This is a genomic window from Nocardia cyriacigeorgica, from assembly GCF_005863245.1.
In the GTDB taxonomy this organism is placed as follows: domain Bacteria; phylum Actinomycetota; class Actinomycetes; order Mycobacteriales; family Mycobacteriaceae; genus Nocardia; species Nocardia cyriacigeorgica_C.
In genome coordinates this window covers 64,295-80,909 of the sequence record NZ_VBUT01000011.1, presented here as the reverse complement: position 1 = coordinate 80,909, position 16,615 = coordinate 64,295, and the positions used below count along the sequence as shown (strand labels likewise).

12 protein-coding genes and 1 pseudogene are annotated in these 16,615 nt (G+C 69.9%); 12 read left to right on the top strand and 1 reads right to left on the bottom strand.

Translation table 11 applies throughout. From position 1 onward, the window contains the following. Positions 1–5: 5 nt before the first annotated feature. Positions 6–677: a pentapeptide repeat-containing protein gene (locus FEK34_RS24730; protein ID WP_249359576.1), complete on the bottom strand. Its 672-nt coding sequence runs from the start codon at positions 675–677 to the stop codon at positions 6–8. Positions 678–824: 147 nt separating this feature from the next. Here FEK34_RS24730 and FEK34_RS24725 point away from each other — a divergent pair, with 147 nt between their 5' ends. The 12 genes and pseudogenes from FEK34_RS24725 to FEK34_RS30990 form a co-directional block, all read left to right on the top strand. Then, a complete protein-coding gene (locus tag FEK34_RS24725) occupies positions 825–2,090 on the top strand; it encodes a glutamate-5-semialdehyde dehydrogenase (protein ID WP_138451525.1) in 1,266 nt (421 codons plus the stop codon). 63 nt (positions 2,091–2,153) lie between these two features. Then, entirely contained in the window at positions 2,154–3,050 is an 897-nt protein-coding gene (locus FEK34_RS24720) for an AAA family ATPase (protein WP_171048397.1), read from the top strand. Positions 3,051–3,054: 4 nt separating this feature from the next. Further along, positions 3,055–4,479 carry a vWA domain-containing protein gene (locus tag FEK34_RS24715; protein WP_138451523.1) on the top strand — a complete coding sequence of 475 codons (1,425 nt, stop codon included), beginning with the start codon at positions 3,055–3,057 and terminating at the stop codon, positions 4,477–4,479. A 51-nt stretch (positions 4,480–4,530) separates the two neighbouring features. Next, positions 4,531–6,366, top strand: coding sequence for an HSP90 family protein (locus FEK34_RS24710; RefSeq protein WP_138451521.1), 1,836 nt, complete (start codon positions 4,531–4,533; stop codon positions 6,364–6,366). Position 6,367: 1 nt separating this feature from the next. Continuing rightward, entirely contained in the window at positions 6,368–8,725 is a 2,358-nt protein-coding gene (locus tag FEK34_RS24705) for a hypothetical protein (RefSeq protein WP_212748821.1), read from the top strand. 51 nt (positions 8,726–8,776) lie between these two features. Continuing rightward, the gene (gene nadD / locus FEK34_RS24700) at positions 8,777–9,418 is read left to right on the top strand and encodes a nicotinate-nucleotide adenylyltransferase (RefSeq protein ID WP_081597211.1); all 642 of its coding nucleotides are present in this window, start codon (positions 8,777–8,779) and stop codon (positions 9,416–9,418) included. 28 nt (positions 9,419–9,446) lie between these two features. After that, positions 9,447–9,851 carry a ribosome silencing factor gene (gene rsfS / locus FEK34_RS24695; RefSeq protein WP_036534670.1) on the top strand — a complete coding sequence of 135 codons (405 nt, stop codon included), beginning with the start codon at positions 9,447–9,449 and terminating at the stop codon, positions 9,849–9,851. Then, the gene (locus FEK34_RS24690; protein WP_138451519.1) at positions 9,848–10,510 is read left to right on the top strand and encodes a histidine phosphatase family protein; all 663 of its coding nucleotides are present in this window, start codon (positions 9,848–9,850) and stop codon (positions 10,508–10,510) included. The genes rsfS and FEK34_RS24690 overlap by 4 nt, the downstream gene beginning before the upstream one ends. A 700-nt stretch (positions 10,511–11,210) precedes the next feature. After that, positions 11,211–11,933 (top strand): diglucosylglycerate octanoyltransferase, encoded by a 723-nt coding sequence (gene octT / locus FEK34_RS24685; RefSeq protein WP_138451826.1) that lies wholly within the window; start codon positions 11,211–11,213, stop codon positions 11,931–11,933. A 3-nt stretch (positions 11,934–11,936) separates the two neighbouring features. Next, on the top strand, positions 11,937–12,776 hold the full coding sequence (locus FEK34_RS24680) for a DegV family protein (RefSeq protein WP_138451517.1): 840 nt from the start codon (positions 11,937–11,939) through the stop codon (positions 12,774–12,776). A gap of 470 nt (positions 12,777–13,246) precedes the next feature. Beyond that, positions 13,247–14,110 carry a ComEA family DNA-binding protein gene (locus tag FEK34_RS24675; RefSeq protein WP_432760987.1) on the top strand — a complete coding sequence of 288 codons (864 nt, stop codon included), beginning with the start codon at positions 13,247–13,249 and terminating at the stop codon, positions 14,108–14,110. A gap of 297 nt (positions 14,111–14,407) precedes the next feature. After that, a pseudogene (locus FEK34_RS30990) lies at positions 14,408–16,540 on the top strand (ComEC/Rec2 family competence protein); the annotation flags it as partial. Positions 16,541–16,615 lie beyond the last annotated feature (75 nt).

Below are 16,615 nucleotides of genomic sequence, written 5' to 3'. Positions count from 1 at the left end.
GCCGCTCACCAGCGCACGATGATTCCCGCCTCCCGCGCCAGGCTTGCGGCGAGGCCGAGGAGGTCGCCGCCGTCGACGGTCGCCCCGCGTAGGCCGGCTACGCCGTCGATGTCGGTGAGGGTGCAGTCGGTGAAGCGGAGGTTGTGGCGGGGTGCGGTGCCGGTGAAGCGGGCGCCGGTGAGGTTGCAGTGTTCGAAGACGACGTTGCGGAATTCGACGCCTTCGAAATCGGCTTGGCGCAGATCGCAGTCGCGGAAGACGACGGTGCGCAGTTTGGAGTACCGGAACGAGGTCAGGTCGGCCCTGGTGCCTTCGAGCAGGACGTCGCGCCAGCTGCCCGCGGTCCACGACATTCCGGTGAGCCTGCTGGTGCTGATCGCGCATTCGGCCATCGAGCATTCGTCGGCCAGCAGGTTGGCCATGTCGCAGACCGACAGCTCGGACTCGTAGATGGTGACTCCGCGCATGACTCCGCCGAACCGGCAGTTGTCGAACCGGCAGCCCTCCAGACCGAGGGCGTGGGTTTCGGCGCGGGTGAGGTCGGCGCCGGAGTATTCGATCTCGGCGATGGTGGTGTCGTCGTCGAAATCGTCGCGCGGTGATTCGGCCGGGCGGCGTGGCCGCGAACGGGGCGCGCTCGGCACCACGGGGACGTTGCTGTTGCGAGAGGCTGCCACCCTTGCTCCGCTCTGTGTCGAGGTCGAACCGTCTCCGGCAAGCTACGGGACACCACCGACAGGCACGCCGTGACCGAGGCGGACCAGTGCCTGCGCGGCCCGAAGCACAGTGATTCGGTGTCGTAGCGGGTGCGTAGTCTGTAACCCATGACGGTAGGAACGACAGCCGAGCTCGATACCCGCGAGGCCGTGCACGACGCCGCGCGCAAGGCACGGGTCGCCGCACGTGCGCTCGCCCAGTTGACCACCGCCCAGAAGAACGAGGCGCTGCACGCCGCCGCCGACGCGCTGCTCGCCGCCGCCGACCGGGTGCTGGCCGCCAATGCCGAGGACATCGCGACCGCGCAGGCCACGGGCACCGAGGAATCGCTGCTCGACCGGCTGCGGCTGACGAAGCCCCGCATCGACGGCATCGCCTCCGGACTGCGTCAGGTGGCGGGCCTGCCGGACCCGGTGGGTGTGGTGGTGCGCGGTTCGACCCTGCCCAACGGGCTCGAGATCCGCCAGGTGCGGGTACCGCTCGGCGTGGTCGGCATGGTGTACGAGGCCCGGCCGAATGTCACCGTCGACGCGTTCGGCCTGGCCCTGAAGTCCGGTAACGCGGCGTTGCTTCGTGGCTCGTCGTCGGCGGCGCGGTCCAATGCCGCGCTGGTCGAGGTGCTGCGGGAATCGCTTGTCGCGCAGGGCATCCCGGCCGACGCCGTGCAGCTGCTGCCCAGCGAGGACCGTTCCAGCGTCACCCATCTGATCCAGGCCCGCGGTCTGGTCGACGTCGTGATCCCGCGCGGTGGCGCCGGTCTGATCAACGCGGTCGTGCGTGACGCGAAGGTGCCGACCATCGAGACCGGCACCGGCAACTGCCACGTCTACGTGCACGCGGGCGCCGACCTGGACATGGCCGAACAGATCCTGATCAACGCCAAGACCCGCAGGCCGAGTGTCTGCAATGCCGCCGAGACGGTGCTCATCGACGCCGCCATCGCCGAGACGGCCGTACCGCGGCTCACCAAGGCGCTCGAGGACAACGGCGTCACCATCCACGGTGATCTGCCCGGCCAGGTGCCCGCCACCGACGCCGACTGGGGCGAGGAGTACCTGACCCTCGACATCGCGTTGAAGGTGGTCGACGGCCTGGACGCCGCGGTCGAGCACATCAACACCTGGGGTACCGGCCACACCGAGGCCATCGTCACCTCGGAGCTGGCCGCCGCCCGCGAGTTCACCAGCCGGGTCGACGCCGCGGCGGTCATGGTGAACGCTTCCACTGCCTTCACCGACGGCGAGCAGTTCGGCTTCGGCGCGGAGATCGGTATCTCCACTCAGAAGCTGCACGCCCGCGGCCCGATGGCGCTGCCGGAACTGACCTCCACCAAGTGGATCGTGTGGGGCGAGGGGCAGGTCCGCCCGGTCTGAGCCGGAGCGCGGTTCCGCCGTCCCGTAGCGTGGGGCTGGTAAGTCGCAGGAAAGGGACGCGTGGTGGTGGATCGCTCGAATTCGGATCAGGTCGCGGTTCAGGAGCCGATCTTCGCCTCGGTCGACGAGGTGATCGATCGGCTCGCCGAGACCGGTTATCTGGCCGACAAGGCCACCGCCACCTCGGTGTTCCTGGCCGATCGGCTGGGTAAGCCGCTGCTGATCGAGGGCCCGGCCGGTGTCGGCAAGACCGAGCTCTCGCGCGCGGTCGCGCAGACCGCGGGCGCCGAGCTGGTGCGGTTGCAGTGCTACGAGGGCGTCGACGAGGCCCGTGCCCTCTACGAGTGGAACCACGCCAAGCAGATCCTGCGCATCCAGGCCTCCAGCGAGAACGACTGGGAAGAGACCAAGGCCGACGTCTTCACCGAGGAGTTCCTGCTGGCGCGGCCGCTGCTGACCGCGATCCGGCGCACCGAACCGACGGTGCTGCTCATCGACGAGACCGATAAGGCCGACGTCGAGATCGAGGGCCTGCTGCTCGAGGTGCTCAGCGATTTCGCGGTCACGGTGCCGGAGCTGGGCACCATCACCGCCCAGCACAAGCCGTTCGTGGTGCTCACCTCCAACGCCACCAGGGAACTGTCGGAGGCGCTCAAGCGCCGCTGCCTCTACCTGCACCTGGACTTCCCGGACGCCGACCTGGAACGCCGCATTCTGGCCAGCCGGGTACCGGAGCTGCCGGAGGCGGTCGCGGCGCAGCTGGTGCGGATCGTGCATGTGTTGCGCGGTATGCCGTTGAAGAAGCTGCCGTCGGTGGCCGAATCCATCGACTGGGGCCGCACCCTGCTGGCTCTCGGCATGCAGGATCTCGACGATACGACCGTGCGCGCCACCCTCGGCGTGGTGCTCAAGCATCGCAGCGACCACGAGCGGGCGCTGGCCGAGCTGAAACTGGCCTGAGCCGATGTCCGCGCGTTCGGGTCCCGCGCAAGCGCCGGATTTCCGTGCGCCGCATGGGTTCGCGGGTCATCTCGTCGATTTCGTGGAGGCGTTGCGGGCGCGCGGGGTTCCGGTCGGCCCGTCGGAGACGGTGGACGCCGGCCGGGTGCTGACCGTGCTCGACCTGCTGGACCGGGAAGCGGTGCGTGAAGGTCTGGCCTGTGCCTTGTTGCGGCGCACCACCCACCGCGGCACCTACGACGGCCTGTTCGATCTATGGTTCCCGGTTGCGATCGGCGCCCGCACCGATTCGGTCGACGATGTGGAGATTCCGCGCACGCCGTCGGGCGCCGTCGATATCGCGGCACTGCGTGAGCTGCTCGCGGACCTGCTGACCGAAGAAGGCTCGGCCGCCCAGCTGGAGTCGCTGGCCGGGCAGATGGTCGAGGAACTGGGGCAGTATCAGTCCGCGCGCGGCCCGTCGTTTTCGACGTATCAGGCGCTCAAAGAGGTGCAGCCGCAGACGCTGCTGGCCAAGATCCTGGCGGGCCTGGCGAGCCCGAATGCGAGTGCCTTCGAGTCCGAGGTCGCGCGCCGCGCCGCCCGTCAGCGGATCGACGCCTTCCGCGCCACGGTCGACGCCGAAACCCGCAGGCGGGTCGCCGAGCGGATCGGGCGCGAACGGGTGGCCAGTTACGGCGTCTCCCGGCAGGCCGAGGAGGTCGACTTCCTGCGCGCCTCGGAATCGGAGCTGGCCGAGCTGCGTCGCAGCAGCCAGCGGCTGGCCCGGATTCTCGCTTCACGATTGGCGGTGCGGCGCAGGCATTCCCGGCGCGGTGAGATCGATCTGCGGCGCACGCTACGCAAATCCATGTCCACCGGCGGGGTGCCGATCGATCTGGTCAGCCGCAAACCGCGGCCGGGCAGGCCGGAACTGGTGCTGCTGTGCGATGTCTCGGGATCGGTCGCCGGATTCAGCAATTTCACCTTGCTGCTGGTCAGTGCGCTGCGGGAGCAGTTCTCGCGGGTACGGATCTTCGCGTTCGTCGATCAGACCGATGAGGTCACCCGCTTCTTCGACGCGCGAACCCAATTGGACGAGGCGATGAAGCGGGTGTTCACCGAGGCCGAGGTGGCCGGCTTCGACGGGCATTCCGATTACGGCAGCGCGCTGTCCGGGTTTGCCGCGAAGTGGCCCGACGCCGTCACCAGCCGCAGTTCGCTGCTGATACTCGGTGACGCGCGCACCAACTACCGTGACCCCGACCTGGAGACCTTGCGCGAGCTGGTGCAGGTGGCCAAGCACGCGCACTGGCTCAACCCGGAACCGAGAACCCAATGGGGATCAGGGGATTCGGCTGCCGACAAATACCAGCAGGTGATCGAGATGCACGAGTGCCGCTCGGCGGCGCAGCTGACGGCGGTGGTGTCGCGGCTGCTTCCGGTGTGACGATCAGCGCTTGTTAAGCGAACCTTATGGTGTTGCCGCGACAATGCGCGAATGGTCAACACAGCTCCAGCGGACAACAATTATCAGTTCCAGGTCGATCTGCGCGGCATCGTGGATCTGCTGTCGCACCACCTGTACTCGAGTCCGCGGGTCTACCTCAGGGAGCTGTTGCAGAACGCCGTCGACGCCGTCACCGCCCGCACCGCGCTCGACCCCACCGCGCCGACCGCCATCCGGCTGCACCTGGACGGGCACGGGCTGCGCATCACCGATCCCGGTATCGGACTCACCGAGGCCGACGTGCACCGCTTCCTCGCCACCATCGGCCGCTCCTCCAAACGTGACGACATCGAAGGCGCCCGGCGCGAATTCCTCGGCCAGTTCGGCATCGGTCTGCTCGCCTGCTTCACCGTCGCCGAGTCCATCCGGGTGCGGACCCGGTCGGCCGCTGACCCCGACGCGCCGCCGGTGGAATGGATCGCCGAGGCGGACGGCACGTATTCGCTGCGCGCACTCGAGCCGGGGGAGTACCCCGATCCGGGCACCACGGTCGAACTGACGCCGCGGCCGGGTGCGCAGAGCTGGTTCACCGCCGAACGCGTCCTGGAGCTGGTCACCGATTATGGATCGCTGCTGCCCTACGAGGTGAGCGTCGAGACCGCCGACAGCGTGGTCCGGGTGACCGATCCACCACCGGTCTGGCGGCGCCGCTTCGACTCGCCCGCGCTGCGCCGTGCCGCGCTGTTCGATTACGGCGAACGAGTGCTCGGCTTCGCGCCGCTGGACGTGATCGACCTCGACGCCGAACTGGCCGGCGTCAGCGGTGTCGCGTATGTGCTGTCGCAGCCGGGCAATCCGGCCGAATCCAGTGCGCACCGCGTGTATTTGAAGGGCATGCTGCTCGGCGACGCCGTGCGCGGTGTGCTGCCCGATTGGGCGTTCTTCGTCCGCTGCGTCATCGACACCGATTCGCTGCGGCCCACCGCCTCACGCGAGGGACTGTACGAGGACGAGCGGCTGGCCATCGTCCGCGAGGCGCTCGGCGACCGGGTGCGCGAATGGCTCACCGAGATCGCGGCCGAGCAGCCCGAACGGCTGGCCGCGTTCCTGTCGGTGCACGCGCTCGGCGTGAAGGCGATGGCCAGGCATTCGACCGAGCTGCTGCGGATCATGGTGCCGCATCTGCTGTTCGAGACCACCGAAGGCCGCATCCCGCTGACCGAGTTCGTGCGCAAGCATCCGGTGGTGCGGGTCAGCGCGACGGTGGAGGAGTTCCGCCAGGTCGCGCAGACGGCCTCGGCGCAGGGCATCGGCATCGTCAACGGCGGCTACACCTATGACGCCGAACTGGTCGCGCTGCTGCCGCAGATCATGCCCGGCGTGGAGGTGGTCGAACTCGACGGCGCCGCCGTGACCGCCGCGCTCGATGCGGTGGACCCGGCCGAGGAGCTGGCCCTGGCACCGGTCCTGGCGATCGCGCGCAGCACACTCGATCCGCTGGCCTGCGATGTGCTGCTACGGGCCTTCCATCCGGTGTCGGTGCCCGCGCTCTATATCGACAGCCGCGGCGCCCGCAACGAACGCGCCAGGGCCGACACCGTCGCCGAGGCCGGCGATCTGTGGTCCGACATCCTCGGTGCGCTCGAATCCGCGACGCCACGGGCACAGCTGGTGCTCAACTTCCATAGCCCGGTGGTGCGCCGACTGGCCCGCATCGGTGACCCGGCCTTCCTGAAGACCGCTGTGGAATCGCTGTACGGGCAGGCGCTGCTGATGACCCACCGGCCGCTGCGGCCCGCTGATACCGCCTTGCTCAATCGCGCGTTCGGGGAGTTCCTGAGCTGGGCGACCGAACGTGCCGCCAGCGGCGACGAGGGGGAGAACTGAGATGGAAAGCCTCGATATCGACAGTGAACTGCGCCGCTGCCGGTCCTTGCCACACGGGCGCGCCCGCACCCAGCGGCTGGAAACGCTGGCCGCCACTGCCCGCTCCGGCACCGACCGCGCGCTCGAGGGCAGCGTGCTGCTCGAACTGGCCCGCTCCTACATGTACGCCGGCGAACGCGACCTCTCACCGATGGCCTACGGCCGGCTGCTGAGCATCTACGACGCGCATCCGGCCGAGCTCGGCCATCTGAGCTACTCGGTGCACTGGCAGCTGAAATGGATGACGTGGGATCTGATCGGCAACCCGGCCGTCCCGTTGCCGACCGTGCATCGCTGGCTCGACGAGATGGACAACCGCTACCGTCAGCGCGGGTACAGCGCCCGGCCGGTGCTGAGCCTGCGCGCCGATCTGGCCAGCGCGATCGGTGACCACGACAGTGCTATCGCGCTGCGTGACGCCGCACTGGCCAAGCCGCGCGATCAGATGGCCGACTGCGATGCCTGTGAACGCAACGGCTGGGGCGTGATCAGCGCGGCCGCGGGGGACGACGAGGCGGCGCTCGAACAGTGGCGCCCGGTGATCGACGGCGAACGCAGCTGCGCCGAGGAACCACACCGGACGCTGGCCAAAGCACTGGTCCCGATGCTGCTGACCGGCCGCACCGCCGCGGCCCGCAGCGCGCATCTGACCGGATATCCGCTGGTCCGGCACAATATCGAGCTGCGCGCGTCGGTGGGGGAGCACATCGAGTTCTGCGCGCTGACCGGCAACGAGGCGCGCGGGCTGGAGATCCTGGCCGAACACAGCGGCTGGATCACCGAACAGGCGGCCGATATCGGCAGCCGGCTGTCGTTCATCACCGGTGTGAGCGTGCTGCTGCGGCGGTTGGCCGCGCTGGACATGGCGGAGCTGCCGGTGGGCGGCGGGACGGTGTCGTCGGTGCTGGCTCTGCTCGAAGCCGAGATCGAGGAGGTGGTGTGCCGCTATGACAGCAGGAACGGTAGCGACGAGTACCGCAAGCGCGTCACCGAAAGGTTGACCAGGCAGCCGCTGGTCGAGCTGCTGCCACTGGGTCTGCGCACGCGCTCCCTGGTGGCGCTGCCGGTAGCCGGCGCGGCGGGCTCGGTAGCTCCCGGGCCGGGCTCGGTAGGCACCGCGACTGCATCAGGTGCGTCCGCGACGAGCTCGAGGTCCACCACTGTGCCGTCGGGTACGTCCGCGACGGCCTCGGGATCTACCGCGGAGGCGTCGGGTGCGCCGGCCACGACCTCGGGGTCCACCACTGTGCCAGCGGGAGCGCCCGCCTCGGCCTCGGTATCCGCCGACACTGGCTCGGGAGTTACCGCATCAGAATCGGGAGCTGCTGTCACAAGCACGGGAGTCACCGCCACAGGCTCGGCAGCTGGTACCCCGCTCGTTCCAGGGACCGGCACGGCGGTCGGTGATGCTGCGAGCGCGCCCCGGGCGTCGGCCTCGGCGAGCGCCGAACCGGCCGATAATGCCGCGGTCGACCGAGCGGCCGAGGCGACCAGGCTGATCGAAGCGGCCACCGCGCGCCTGCACACCGACCCGGCCGCCGCCGAAACCCAGCTCCGGCGCGCCTTGGCACTCGCCGCCGGCGTCCTGACCCGCGAGGATCTGGCCCGGCTGAACTCGCTGCTCGTCTCGGCCCTGGCCGGGCAGCCGGGCCGCGAAGCCGACCTGGCCGACGCCGCCCTGTACGCGGCCGCGCGCTGGTCGGGATTGTCGGAGGCCGACGCCGCGCACCACAGCTGTGTCGCGGCCCGCGCCTTCCACCGCGCGGGCCAGCACGGTCCGGCGGCCGCGTTGTTCGAGCAGGTCGTCGGCGATCCCGACCTCGGGTACCCGGCCACGGAGCTCGCCGTCATCGGTGCGCAGTACGGGGCCTCGCTGTCGGCGCTGGGCAGGCCGGGCGACGCCGCACGACAATACGTATCGGCCGCGAAGCTGATCGAGCACGTGCCCGGCCACGACCGGCTCCGCGCCGAACTCGCCCAGGCGGCGGCCGAGGCCCTGTCGCGAGCAGGCCGCAGCGCCGAGGCGCGGGCGGCCTTCTTGCGGGCCGCGCAGCTGTGGGACGGGCTCGGCCGCATCGGCGCGCGCGCCGAATGCCTGCGCCGCGTCGCCTGGATGCAGACCTGGGACACCGACGCCGACTCCGAGTCACCGGCATGGCTGGCCACCATCGACGCTCTGATCGCGGAACTGAGCGCCGAGCTCGACCGGGAGCCCTCGCCGGAGCTGGCCGCCGAGCTGTCCGCCGAGCTGGAGACCGCCCGCGAGCAGCGGACGCAGATGCGTGCGGAGATCACCGGCGAGGACGGCGACGACCGATAGCCGCCATCACGCCCACGGTGTGGCGACACCCACCCGTTAAGCTCGGCACTCATGCACACGACAGGCCGGCCTCGACGCAAGCTCGGGGTGATGGGCGGAACATTCGATCCCATCCACCACGGCCACCTGGTCGCCGCCAGCGAGGTCGCCAACCGCTTCGACCTCGACGAAGTCGTCTTCGTGCCCACCGGGCAGCCGTGGCAGAAGGCGGGCAAACAGGTCAGCCCGGCCGAGGACCGCTACCTGATGACCGTCATCGCGACGGCGTCCAACCCGCGGTTCTCGGTCAGCCGGGCCGACATCGACCGGGGCGGGGTCACCTACACCGTCGACACCCTGCGCGACCTGCGTGCCCAGCATCCGGACGCCGAGCTGTACTTCATCACCGGAGCGGACGCGCTGGCCAATATCCTCACGTGGCAGGATTGGGCGGAACTGTTCGAACTGGCGAGGTTCGTCGGGGTGAGCCGTCCGGGTTACGAACTGCACACCGATCATCTGGAGGAACACCTGCGTGACCTCCCGGCCGATGCGGTGACCATGATCGAGATCCCGGCGCTGGCGATCTCGTCGAGCGAATGCCGTCGCCGCGCCGCGGAGAACCGGCCGGTCTGGTACCTCGTGCCCGACGGTGTCGTGCAGTACATATCGAAGCGGCACCTGTATGTGCCGGCAGGAGCGGAAGGTAGCTGAGCGTGAGCGAGCGCAGCGAGGTGCGGGCATGACGGCCTCTGTCGAAGCGGTGGAGATGGCGCAGGTCGCCGCACGGGCAGCCGATGAGAAGCTGGCTTCCGATGTGGTTGTGCTGGATGTATCCGAGCAGTTGGTGATCACCGACTGCTTTGTGATCGCGTCCGCGCCGAACGAACGTCAGGTCAACGCGATCGTCGACAATGTCGAGGAGAAACTGCGCGCCGCCGGGCACAAGCCGGTCCGTCGCGAAGGCACTCGCGAGGGCCGGTGGGCGCTGCTGGACTACGTCGACGTGGTGGTGCACATCCAGCACAACGACGAGCGCAACTTCTATGCGCTGGAACGCTTGTGGAAGGACTGCCCGGTGGTACCGGTCGACGGCCTCGCCGGCCCGGCGGCCACCGAAGCGGCGACTTCCGAGGACGGCGAGTGACCTCGAAGTACAGTCATGTGCGCAAGCTGATCCTGTTGCGCCACGGGCAGACCGAATGGAATGCCATCGACCGGATGCAGGGCCAGATCGACACCGACCTCACCGAGCTCGGCCGCCGTCAGGCCAAGGAGGCGGCACGAGAGCTGGTGACCCACAACGCGATCGCCATCATCTCCTCCGATCTCAAGCGGGCCTACGAGACCGCGGTGGCGCTGGCCGACCACACCGGGATCGAAGTGGTCCGCGATCCGCGCCTGCGCGAAACCAACCTCGGAGACTGGGAAGGGCTCACCCATATCGAGGTCGACGCGGGTTACCCCGGTGCCCGGGTGGCATGGCGGCTGGACGCGAGCTTCACCCCGCCCAACGGCGAGAGCAAACTCGAGGTCGGCGCGCGAGCGCTTCCGGTGGTACAGGAACTGTTCGCCGAACGGCAGGATTGGCCCGGCGGGACTATCATCCTGGTGGCGCACGGCGGGCTGATCGCCGCCCTCACGGCCGCGCTGCTCGACCTGCCACCCCGCAGCTGGCCCGCCCTCGGTGGTCTGGCCAACACCAGCTGGGTGCAGTTGACCAGCCACGGCCCGAGCATCGACCAGCCCGGCTGGCGCCTCGATGTGTGGAACGCAGCGGCGAAGGTAGCTCCCGATGTCCTCTGAAGAGCCCCTCCGGCAGGTGCCGGACGAACTGTTCCGGAAGGTGTCCGCCCGACCGGAACGTGCCCTCCCGGATGCCCTGTTCGGGCCGCCACCGACCCCGCCGGCAGCGCGCACGCCGGAAACCGTTCCGGCCGGCGACCGGTCCGGCGCGGCCGAGGACGTCGTGCCCGAACCGCCCACCGAACCTCCGGATGCGGATGGCGGTGTGAAATCGGTGGCTCCGGAAGGTGATCCGGAGCCGGTTGCGACCGCGGACGCCACTTCTGATGAGGCCGTCGAATCGTCGGCTGGGCCGGTTCGTTCTTCGGTCGAGTCGGGCGAGACTTCGGCTGGGCCGGTCGGATCTGCCGCCGATTCTGTTGCCTCGTCGGCTGAGACGGTCGGATCCGCGGCCGAGTCGGTCGAGTCCCAGGCTGTGCCGCCGGAATCTTCGTCCGAGCCGGAAAGCCGGTCGGCTGAGCCGTCCGAATCGTCCGAGGATGCGGGACGAGTCGGTCCGCGTGCCGACGAGTCGGCGAGGTTCGCGGCGAGTTCGGTTGTCCCGGAATCCGATCGGAGCGTCTCCGTCGAATCGGGTGAGCTCGACAGGTCTGCGGACTCGGTCGTGACCGGAGCCGAACCCGTGAGCGGTGGTGATCTCGCGGTCACCGAGCCGGACGTCTCCGCAGACACGCCGGTCGCGGCCGCGTCGCAGGAAGCGGTGCCGTCGGCTCCGCAGCAGCGTCCGGTCCTGCTGGTGATCGCGGACTCGCTCGCCTACTTCGGCCCCGAGGGCGGGCTGCCCGCCGACCATCCCCGTATCTGGCCGAATCTGGTCGGCGCGGAACTGGATTGGGATGTGGAGCTGGTCGCCCGGATCGGCTGGACCTGCCGCGACGGCTACTGGGCGCTGATCGGTGATCCGCGGGTATGGGCAGCGGTGCCGCGCGCGGGCGCGGTGGTGTTCGCCGTCGGCGGTATGGACAGTCTGCCCTCGCCGCTGCCGACCGCGTTGCGTGAGTTGATCCGCTACGTGCGTCCGCCGGCCGTGCGGCGCGGGGTGCGCGCGACCTATCAGTGGTTGCAGCCGAAACTGTCGAAACTCGGCAGGCCCGTGGCGCTTCCGCCGAAGGTCAGCGTCAGCTACCTCGAGCAATCGCGGGAGGCGCTGGCGCAGCTGCGCCCGGACCTGCCGGTGGTCGCGGTGCTGCCCTCGGTGCACAACTGCGCGGCCTACGGACGCGTCCATCGCGGTCGTGAGCGCGCCGTGCGAGCATTGCGCGCCTGGTCGGAGCGGACCTCGGTGCCTCTGGTCGACCTCGGAGAAGCGGTGCGCGAGAACATCTTCTCCGACGCCGCCAACCCCGACGGCATTCACTGGGGCTGGGACGGGCACACCGCCGTCGCGAACGCCATGGTGAAGACCTTGCAGGAGGTTCGGTAGTCCGTGTCCGTCGTGGTCGTCACCGATTCGTCGGCGAGCCTGCCCGCCGAGCTCGTCGGCGAACTGGGCATCGGTGTTGTGCCGCTGCATGTCCTGGTCGGCGACCGGGCAGTCCGTGAGGGCGTCGACGACCTCGACATCGACTACACCAGCGACACCGTGACCACCTCGGCGCCGTCGCCGGGGGAGCTGCGCGAAGTCTACGAGTCGGCACTCGATCGCAGCGAGGGTGACGGCGTGGTGGCGGTGCATCTGTCGCGTCAACTCTCGGGCACCTGGGAAGCGGGCAGACAGGCCGTGCGCGATATGGATGCGGCCGACCGGGTGCGCCTGGTCGATTCGCTGGGAGCCGGATTGGCGACCGGGCTGCCGGTGTTGGCGGCTGCCCGGCGCGCGTGCGCCGGCGCGGGGCTGGACGCGGTGTACGAGGCTGCCGTCGCGGCGGCGGCCCGGGCCAGGACCTTCATTCTGGTCAACCGCACCGAGCAGTTGCGCCGGGGCGGCCGGCTCAGTTCCGCCGCATCGTTTTTCGGCAGTGAGCTCGTCACCAAGCCGCTGTTGCAGATCGTCGGTGGCCGGCTGGAACTCCGGGAGAAGGTCCGCACTCGCTCCAAGGCCTACGCGAAGCTGGTCGCCGCCGCGGTGGACGCCGCGGGCCAGGACGGTGCGGCGGTGGCGGTGCAGCACTTGGGTGCGCCAGATGCCGCGGACAGCCTCGCTGCCCAGTTGCGGGAGCGGGTCCCGGGCGTGGACGAAATCATCACCGCCGAGTTCGGGCCGGCGCTGGCCGTCCATCTCGGCGTCGGTGCGGTGGGTGTGCTGGTCTTGCCCGGTGGGTGCTGACACCGTCGAATAGTCGCATCCGATAACCGGGCTGAGGCCGGCACCGGACCGCCGCATCGGCGTGTCCGAGCGAGTTGTCCACAGGCCCCCAGTTATCCACAGGCTTGGCGAAATACCTGGTCGGCGCCGACCGCGGGCTTGCGTTCAGCCATAGCGTTGCCGCCATGTCACGACACGAGGAGCGCGAGCGGATCCGGGAACGACTCGGCGTGCTGACCGCACGGGTCGGCGCGGCGAGGGCAGTCGCGGGGTCGGCCACATCGATGAGATCGGGGATAGTCGCGCGATCGGCCGCGGCTTCCCGGCCGGGGGCGGAGGGGAATCCCGGGCGGGACACACCATGGCCGATCCGACCGCCGGCGGATGCCGACGAGGTGTCCGAGCGGCGACGACCGGAGGCCGGTCGAGATCCGGAAACCGCAGGGGGTTTTCCGGATTCGTCCGCGACCGTCGACCCCGGGCACTGGAACCTGAACGACCTGCCGCCCGATGACCCACCACGAGGTCCCGACGAGCCCGGAGATGTCGGTGAGGTCGGCGCCCCCGGCTGGTTGGACGAGCCGGGCCGGGTAGGTACCCGGTGGCGAGACCGGCTGGTGCCGGCGCGCTTTCGCCAGGCGCGGATGGACCCCGGACGGCGCGGCGTGGTGACGATGGCCGGGGTCGGCCTGGTCGCTGCCTTGGTCGCGGTCGGTGTCGTGCTGTGGGAACGTCCCGTCGCAGAACAGGTTCCGCCGGTGGCCGCCGTGTACACCGCAGCGCCCGCGCCACGCGCGCCGTCGGCCGAGGCCGGGCCGGCCGCCGCGCTCAGTGGAGCTGTGCCCACACCCGACGGTGCCACCGCGGAGCTGGTGGTGAGCGTGGTCGGTCTGGTACACAAAACCGGCCTGGTGCGCCTGCCGCCCGGATCCAGGGTCGCCGATGCGGTGGCGGCCGCGGGCGGGGCCCGCGACGGCGCCGACCTGGCCGGAATCAACCTCGCCCAGCGCCTGTCCGACGGCGACCAGGTGATCGTCGGCACGGCAGGCGGCGAACCCGGCGTACCCAGACTCGGCAGCACCACCATCGGCTCATCCGGCCGCTCGCCGGGCGCGGTGAGTTCGAGCGCACCGGGACCGACCGCAGGTGCCGCGGAGCCGGGCACCCGCGTGAATCTCAACTCCGCCACCGAATCCGACCTGGACGCCCTCCCGGGCATCGGTCCCGTCACCGCCCGCGCCATCATCGCCTGGCGCACCACCAACGGCCGATTCACTGATGTCGAGCAACTCGGTGACGTCGACGGCATCGGCCCGGCCCGCCTCGCCCGGCTGCGCGAGCTGGTGACGATATGAGTCGGCAGTGCCGGGCAGGGACCGGGGTGGCCCGGGTGCCTGCCCGATTCACCGATACTCGGGCACTAGAACAGAGCGGTGCGAGCATGAGCAGTAGCCGCAGAAGTTCGATATCCGCCCGCCGCGCGCACGGGAATTTCCGAGTCGGCAGGGGTGGTTCGGAACCGCGGAAGTCAACGCCTGGCTATTACGCAACCAGGCTCGGCCGATCTGCTACCGGCGGTCTCTCTGCACGGCCACCTGCCGCACCCGGACCGGTCGGATTCGGGGGAAACGATCGAACCACACGCGCGCTGAATGACAGTTCGGGCGGTGGATGGCGGTGCGCAGGGGAGTTCGGCCGTGGGGCGAGCGCGTGGGTGGGGGCCGGCTGTGACCGGTAGCCGGGAGGGGGTCGGGGTGGCGGAGGGGCATGCGCAGGCTCGGGGGGATCGGAGGGCAGCGGTTGTCGAGCACGGCGAGCGCAACGCCGATGACGACGGTTCTGTGGATGTCCGGCTCGATGGGCGGCTGCTGCCTGCCGCGGTGTGCTGCTGGGCGGTGACGGTGCTGATACTCGGGGTCGGCTGGCGAGTCGGGGTGATGGTCGCGGTGGGGGCGACAGTGGCGGCTATCGGGTTGTGGGTGGGGTTGATGTGGGCGGTGGCGCATCGACGGGAGCGGTGGCGGGCCGTCGCGGTGGTCGCGTTGGGCGCGGTCGTGCTCGGCGCCGGCTTCGCGGTGGCGGCGGCCTGGCGGGAGCATCGGGTGCAGACCCATCCGCTGCGGGCGGTCTCGGCGGGGATGTCGGTACGGGTGATGGTGTCGCCGGACGATGATCCGAAACCCGTGCGCGGTGCGACATTCGGTGGTGAGCGGACGTGGCTGGTGCGGGCGAGCCTGCGGGAGTACCAGCGCGGTTCGACCATCGTGCGGAGCGGGGGAGCGGTCGTCATTCTGGCGACCGGCTCGTCGTGGGCGAAGCTGCCTCCCGGGCAGCCCGTCGAGTTCCGTGCCCGGGTGTCTGCGCCGCGCTTTCGCGATCTGACTGTGGCGACCTTGCACGCCCTCGGTGACCCGGCTACCGCAGGGCCACTGCCGTGGTGGCAGCGGCTCGCGGGTTCGGTACGCGCGGACCTGGTCGCCGCGTCGGGCGCGGCGCTACCGGCCGGCGCCGCCGGGTCGCTGCCCGCACTCGTCGTGGGTGACACCTCGGCGTTGTCCGATGATGTTCGACGAGACTTCGAAACAGCCGGGCTCACCCACTTGACAGTGGTCAGCGGGGCGAACTTCACGATTCTGTTGACTGTCGTGCTGTTTCTCACCCGGCTGCTCACGCTCGGTCCACGGATGACCGCCGGGGTCGCGGCAGGAGCGCTGGTGATGTTCGTCGTCATCGCCAGGCCGGATCCGAGTGTCCTGCGGGCGGCGGCCATGGGTGCGGTGACATTGCTGGCGCTGCTGACCGGCCGGCGACGGCAAGCCCTGCCCGCCCTGTGTGCCGCCGTGATCGGGCTGCTCGCGCTGTGGCCGGAGTTGGCGATGTCGGCGGGCTTCGCCCTCTCGGTGCTGGCGACGGGCGCGTTGATCCTGCTGGCACCCAGTTGGACGGATTGGTTGCGGGCCAAGGGCATGTGGCGATTGCCCGCCGAGATACTCGCGGTCTCGGCGGCGGCGTTCGTCGTGACCACGCCGATAGTGGTGGCGCTGACGGGAAAGATCAGCCTGGTCGCTGTCGTGGCGAATGTTCTTGTCGCGCCGGTCATCGCCCCGATTACGGTGATCGGGGCGGCCGGTGCGGTGCTCGCATCGGCATGGATGCCGTTGGCCGAGCTCGCGTTGCGCTGCGCGGCGCCGCCGATGTGGTGGTTGTTGTCGGTGGCCGAGTATTTCGCCGCGATTCCCGGTGCGACGGTGACAGTGCCGGGCGGTTCGAGTGGCGGTTTGATCGCCTGTGCGGTTGTCGCAGCGGCGATCTGGCTGCTGCGATCTGCCCTCGTGCGCCGTCTCGCGGCGGCGGTGCTGATCAGCGCTGCCGCAGTGCTGATCCCGGTGCGGCTGTGGTTTCCCGGCTGGCCTCCCGACGGCTGGATCCTCGCCGCCTGCGATGTCGGGCAGGGTGACGGCCTGGTCCTGGCCGCAGGCCCCGGAAGCGCCGTCGTCATCGACGTCGGCCCGGATCCCCGCACGATCCGAAGCTGTCTGGACCGTCTCGATATCACCCGCATACCGCTGCTGATCCTCAGTCACCCGCACGCCGACCACATCGCGGGCCTCGATGGAGCATTGAAAGGTCGCGAAGTAGATGCGGTCGTGGTCGGCCCCGGCGAATTGCCCATGTACCGCGGCGATCCCGCATCGGTCCGGGCAAGCCAGGTTCCCGGCGGTCGACACCAGCCGACGCCCACCCGATGCGGTCCCACGTCCGGCGCCGCCGCAGTCGAGCGCCCGGAGGATGTTCGAAGGCCCACCGGTGCGGGCGTGGTGGGGCAGAGCATGTTCGGTGGGGCCGACGAGGGCCGTGGC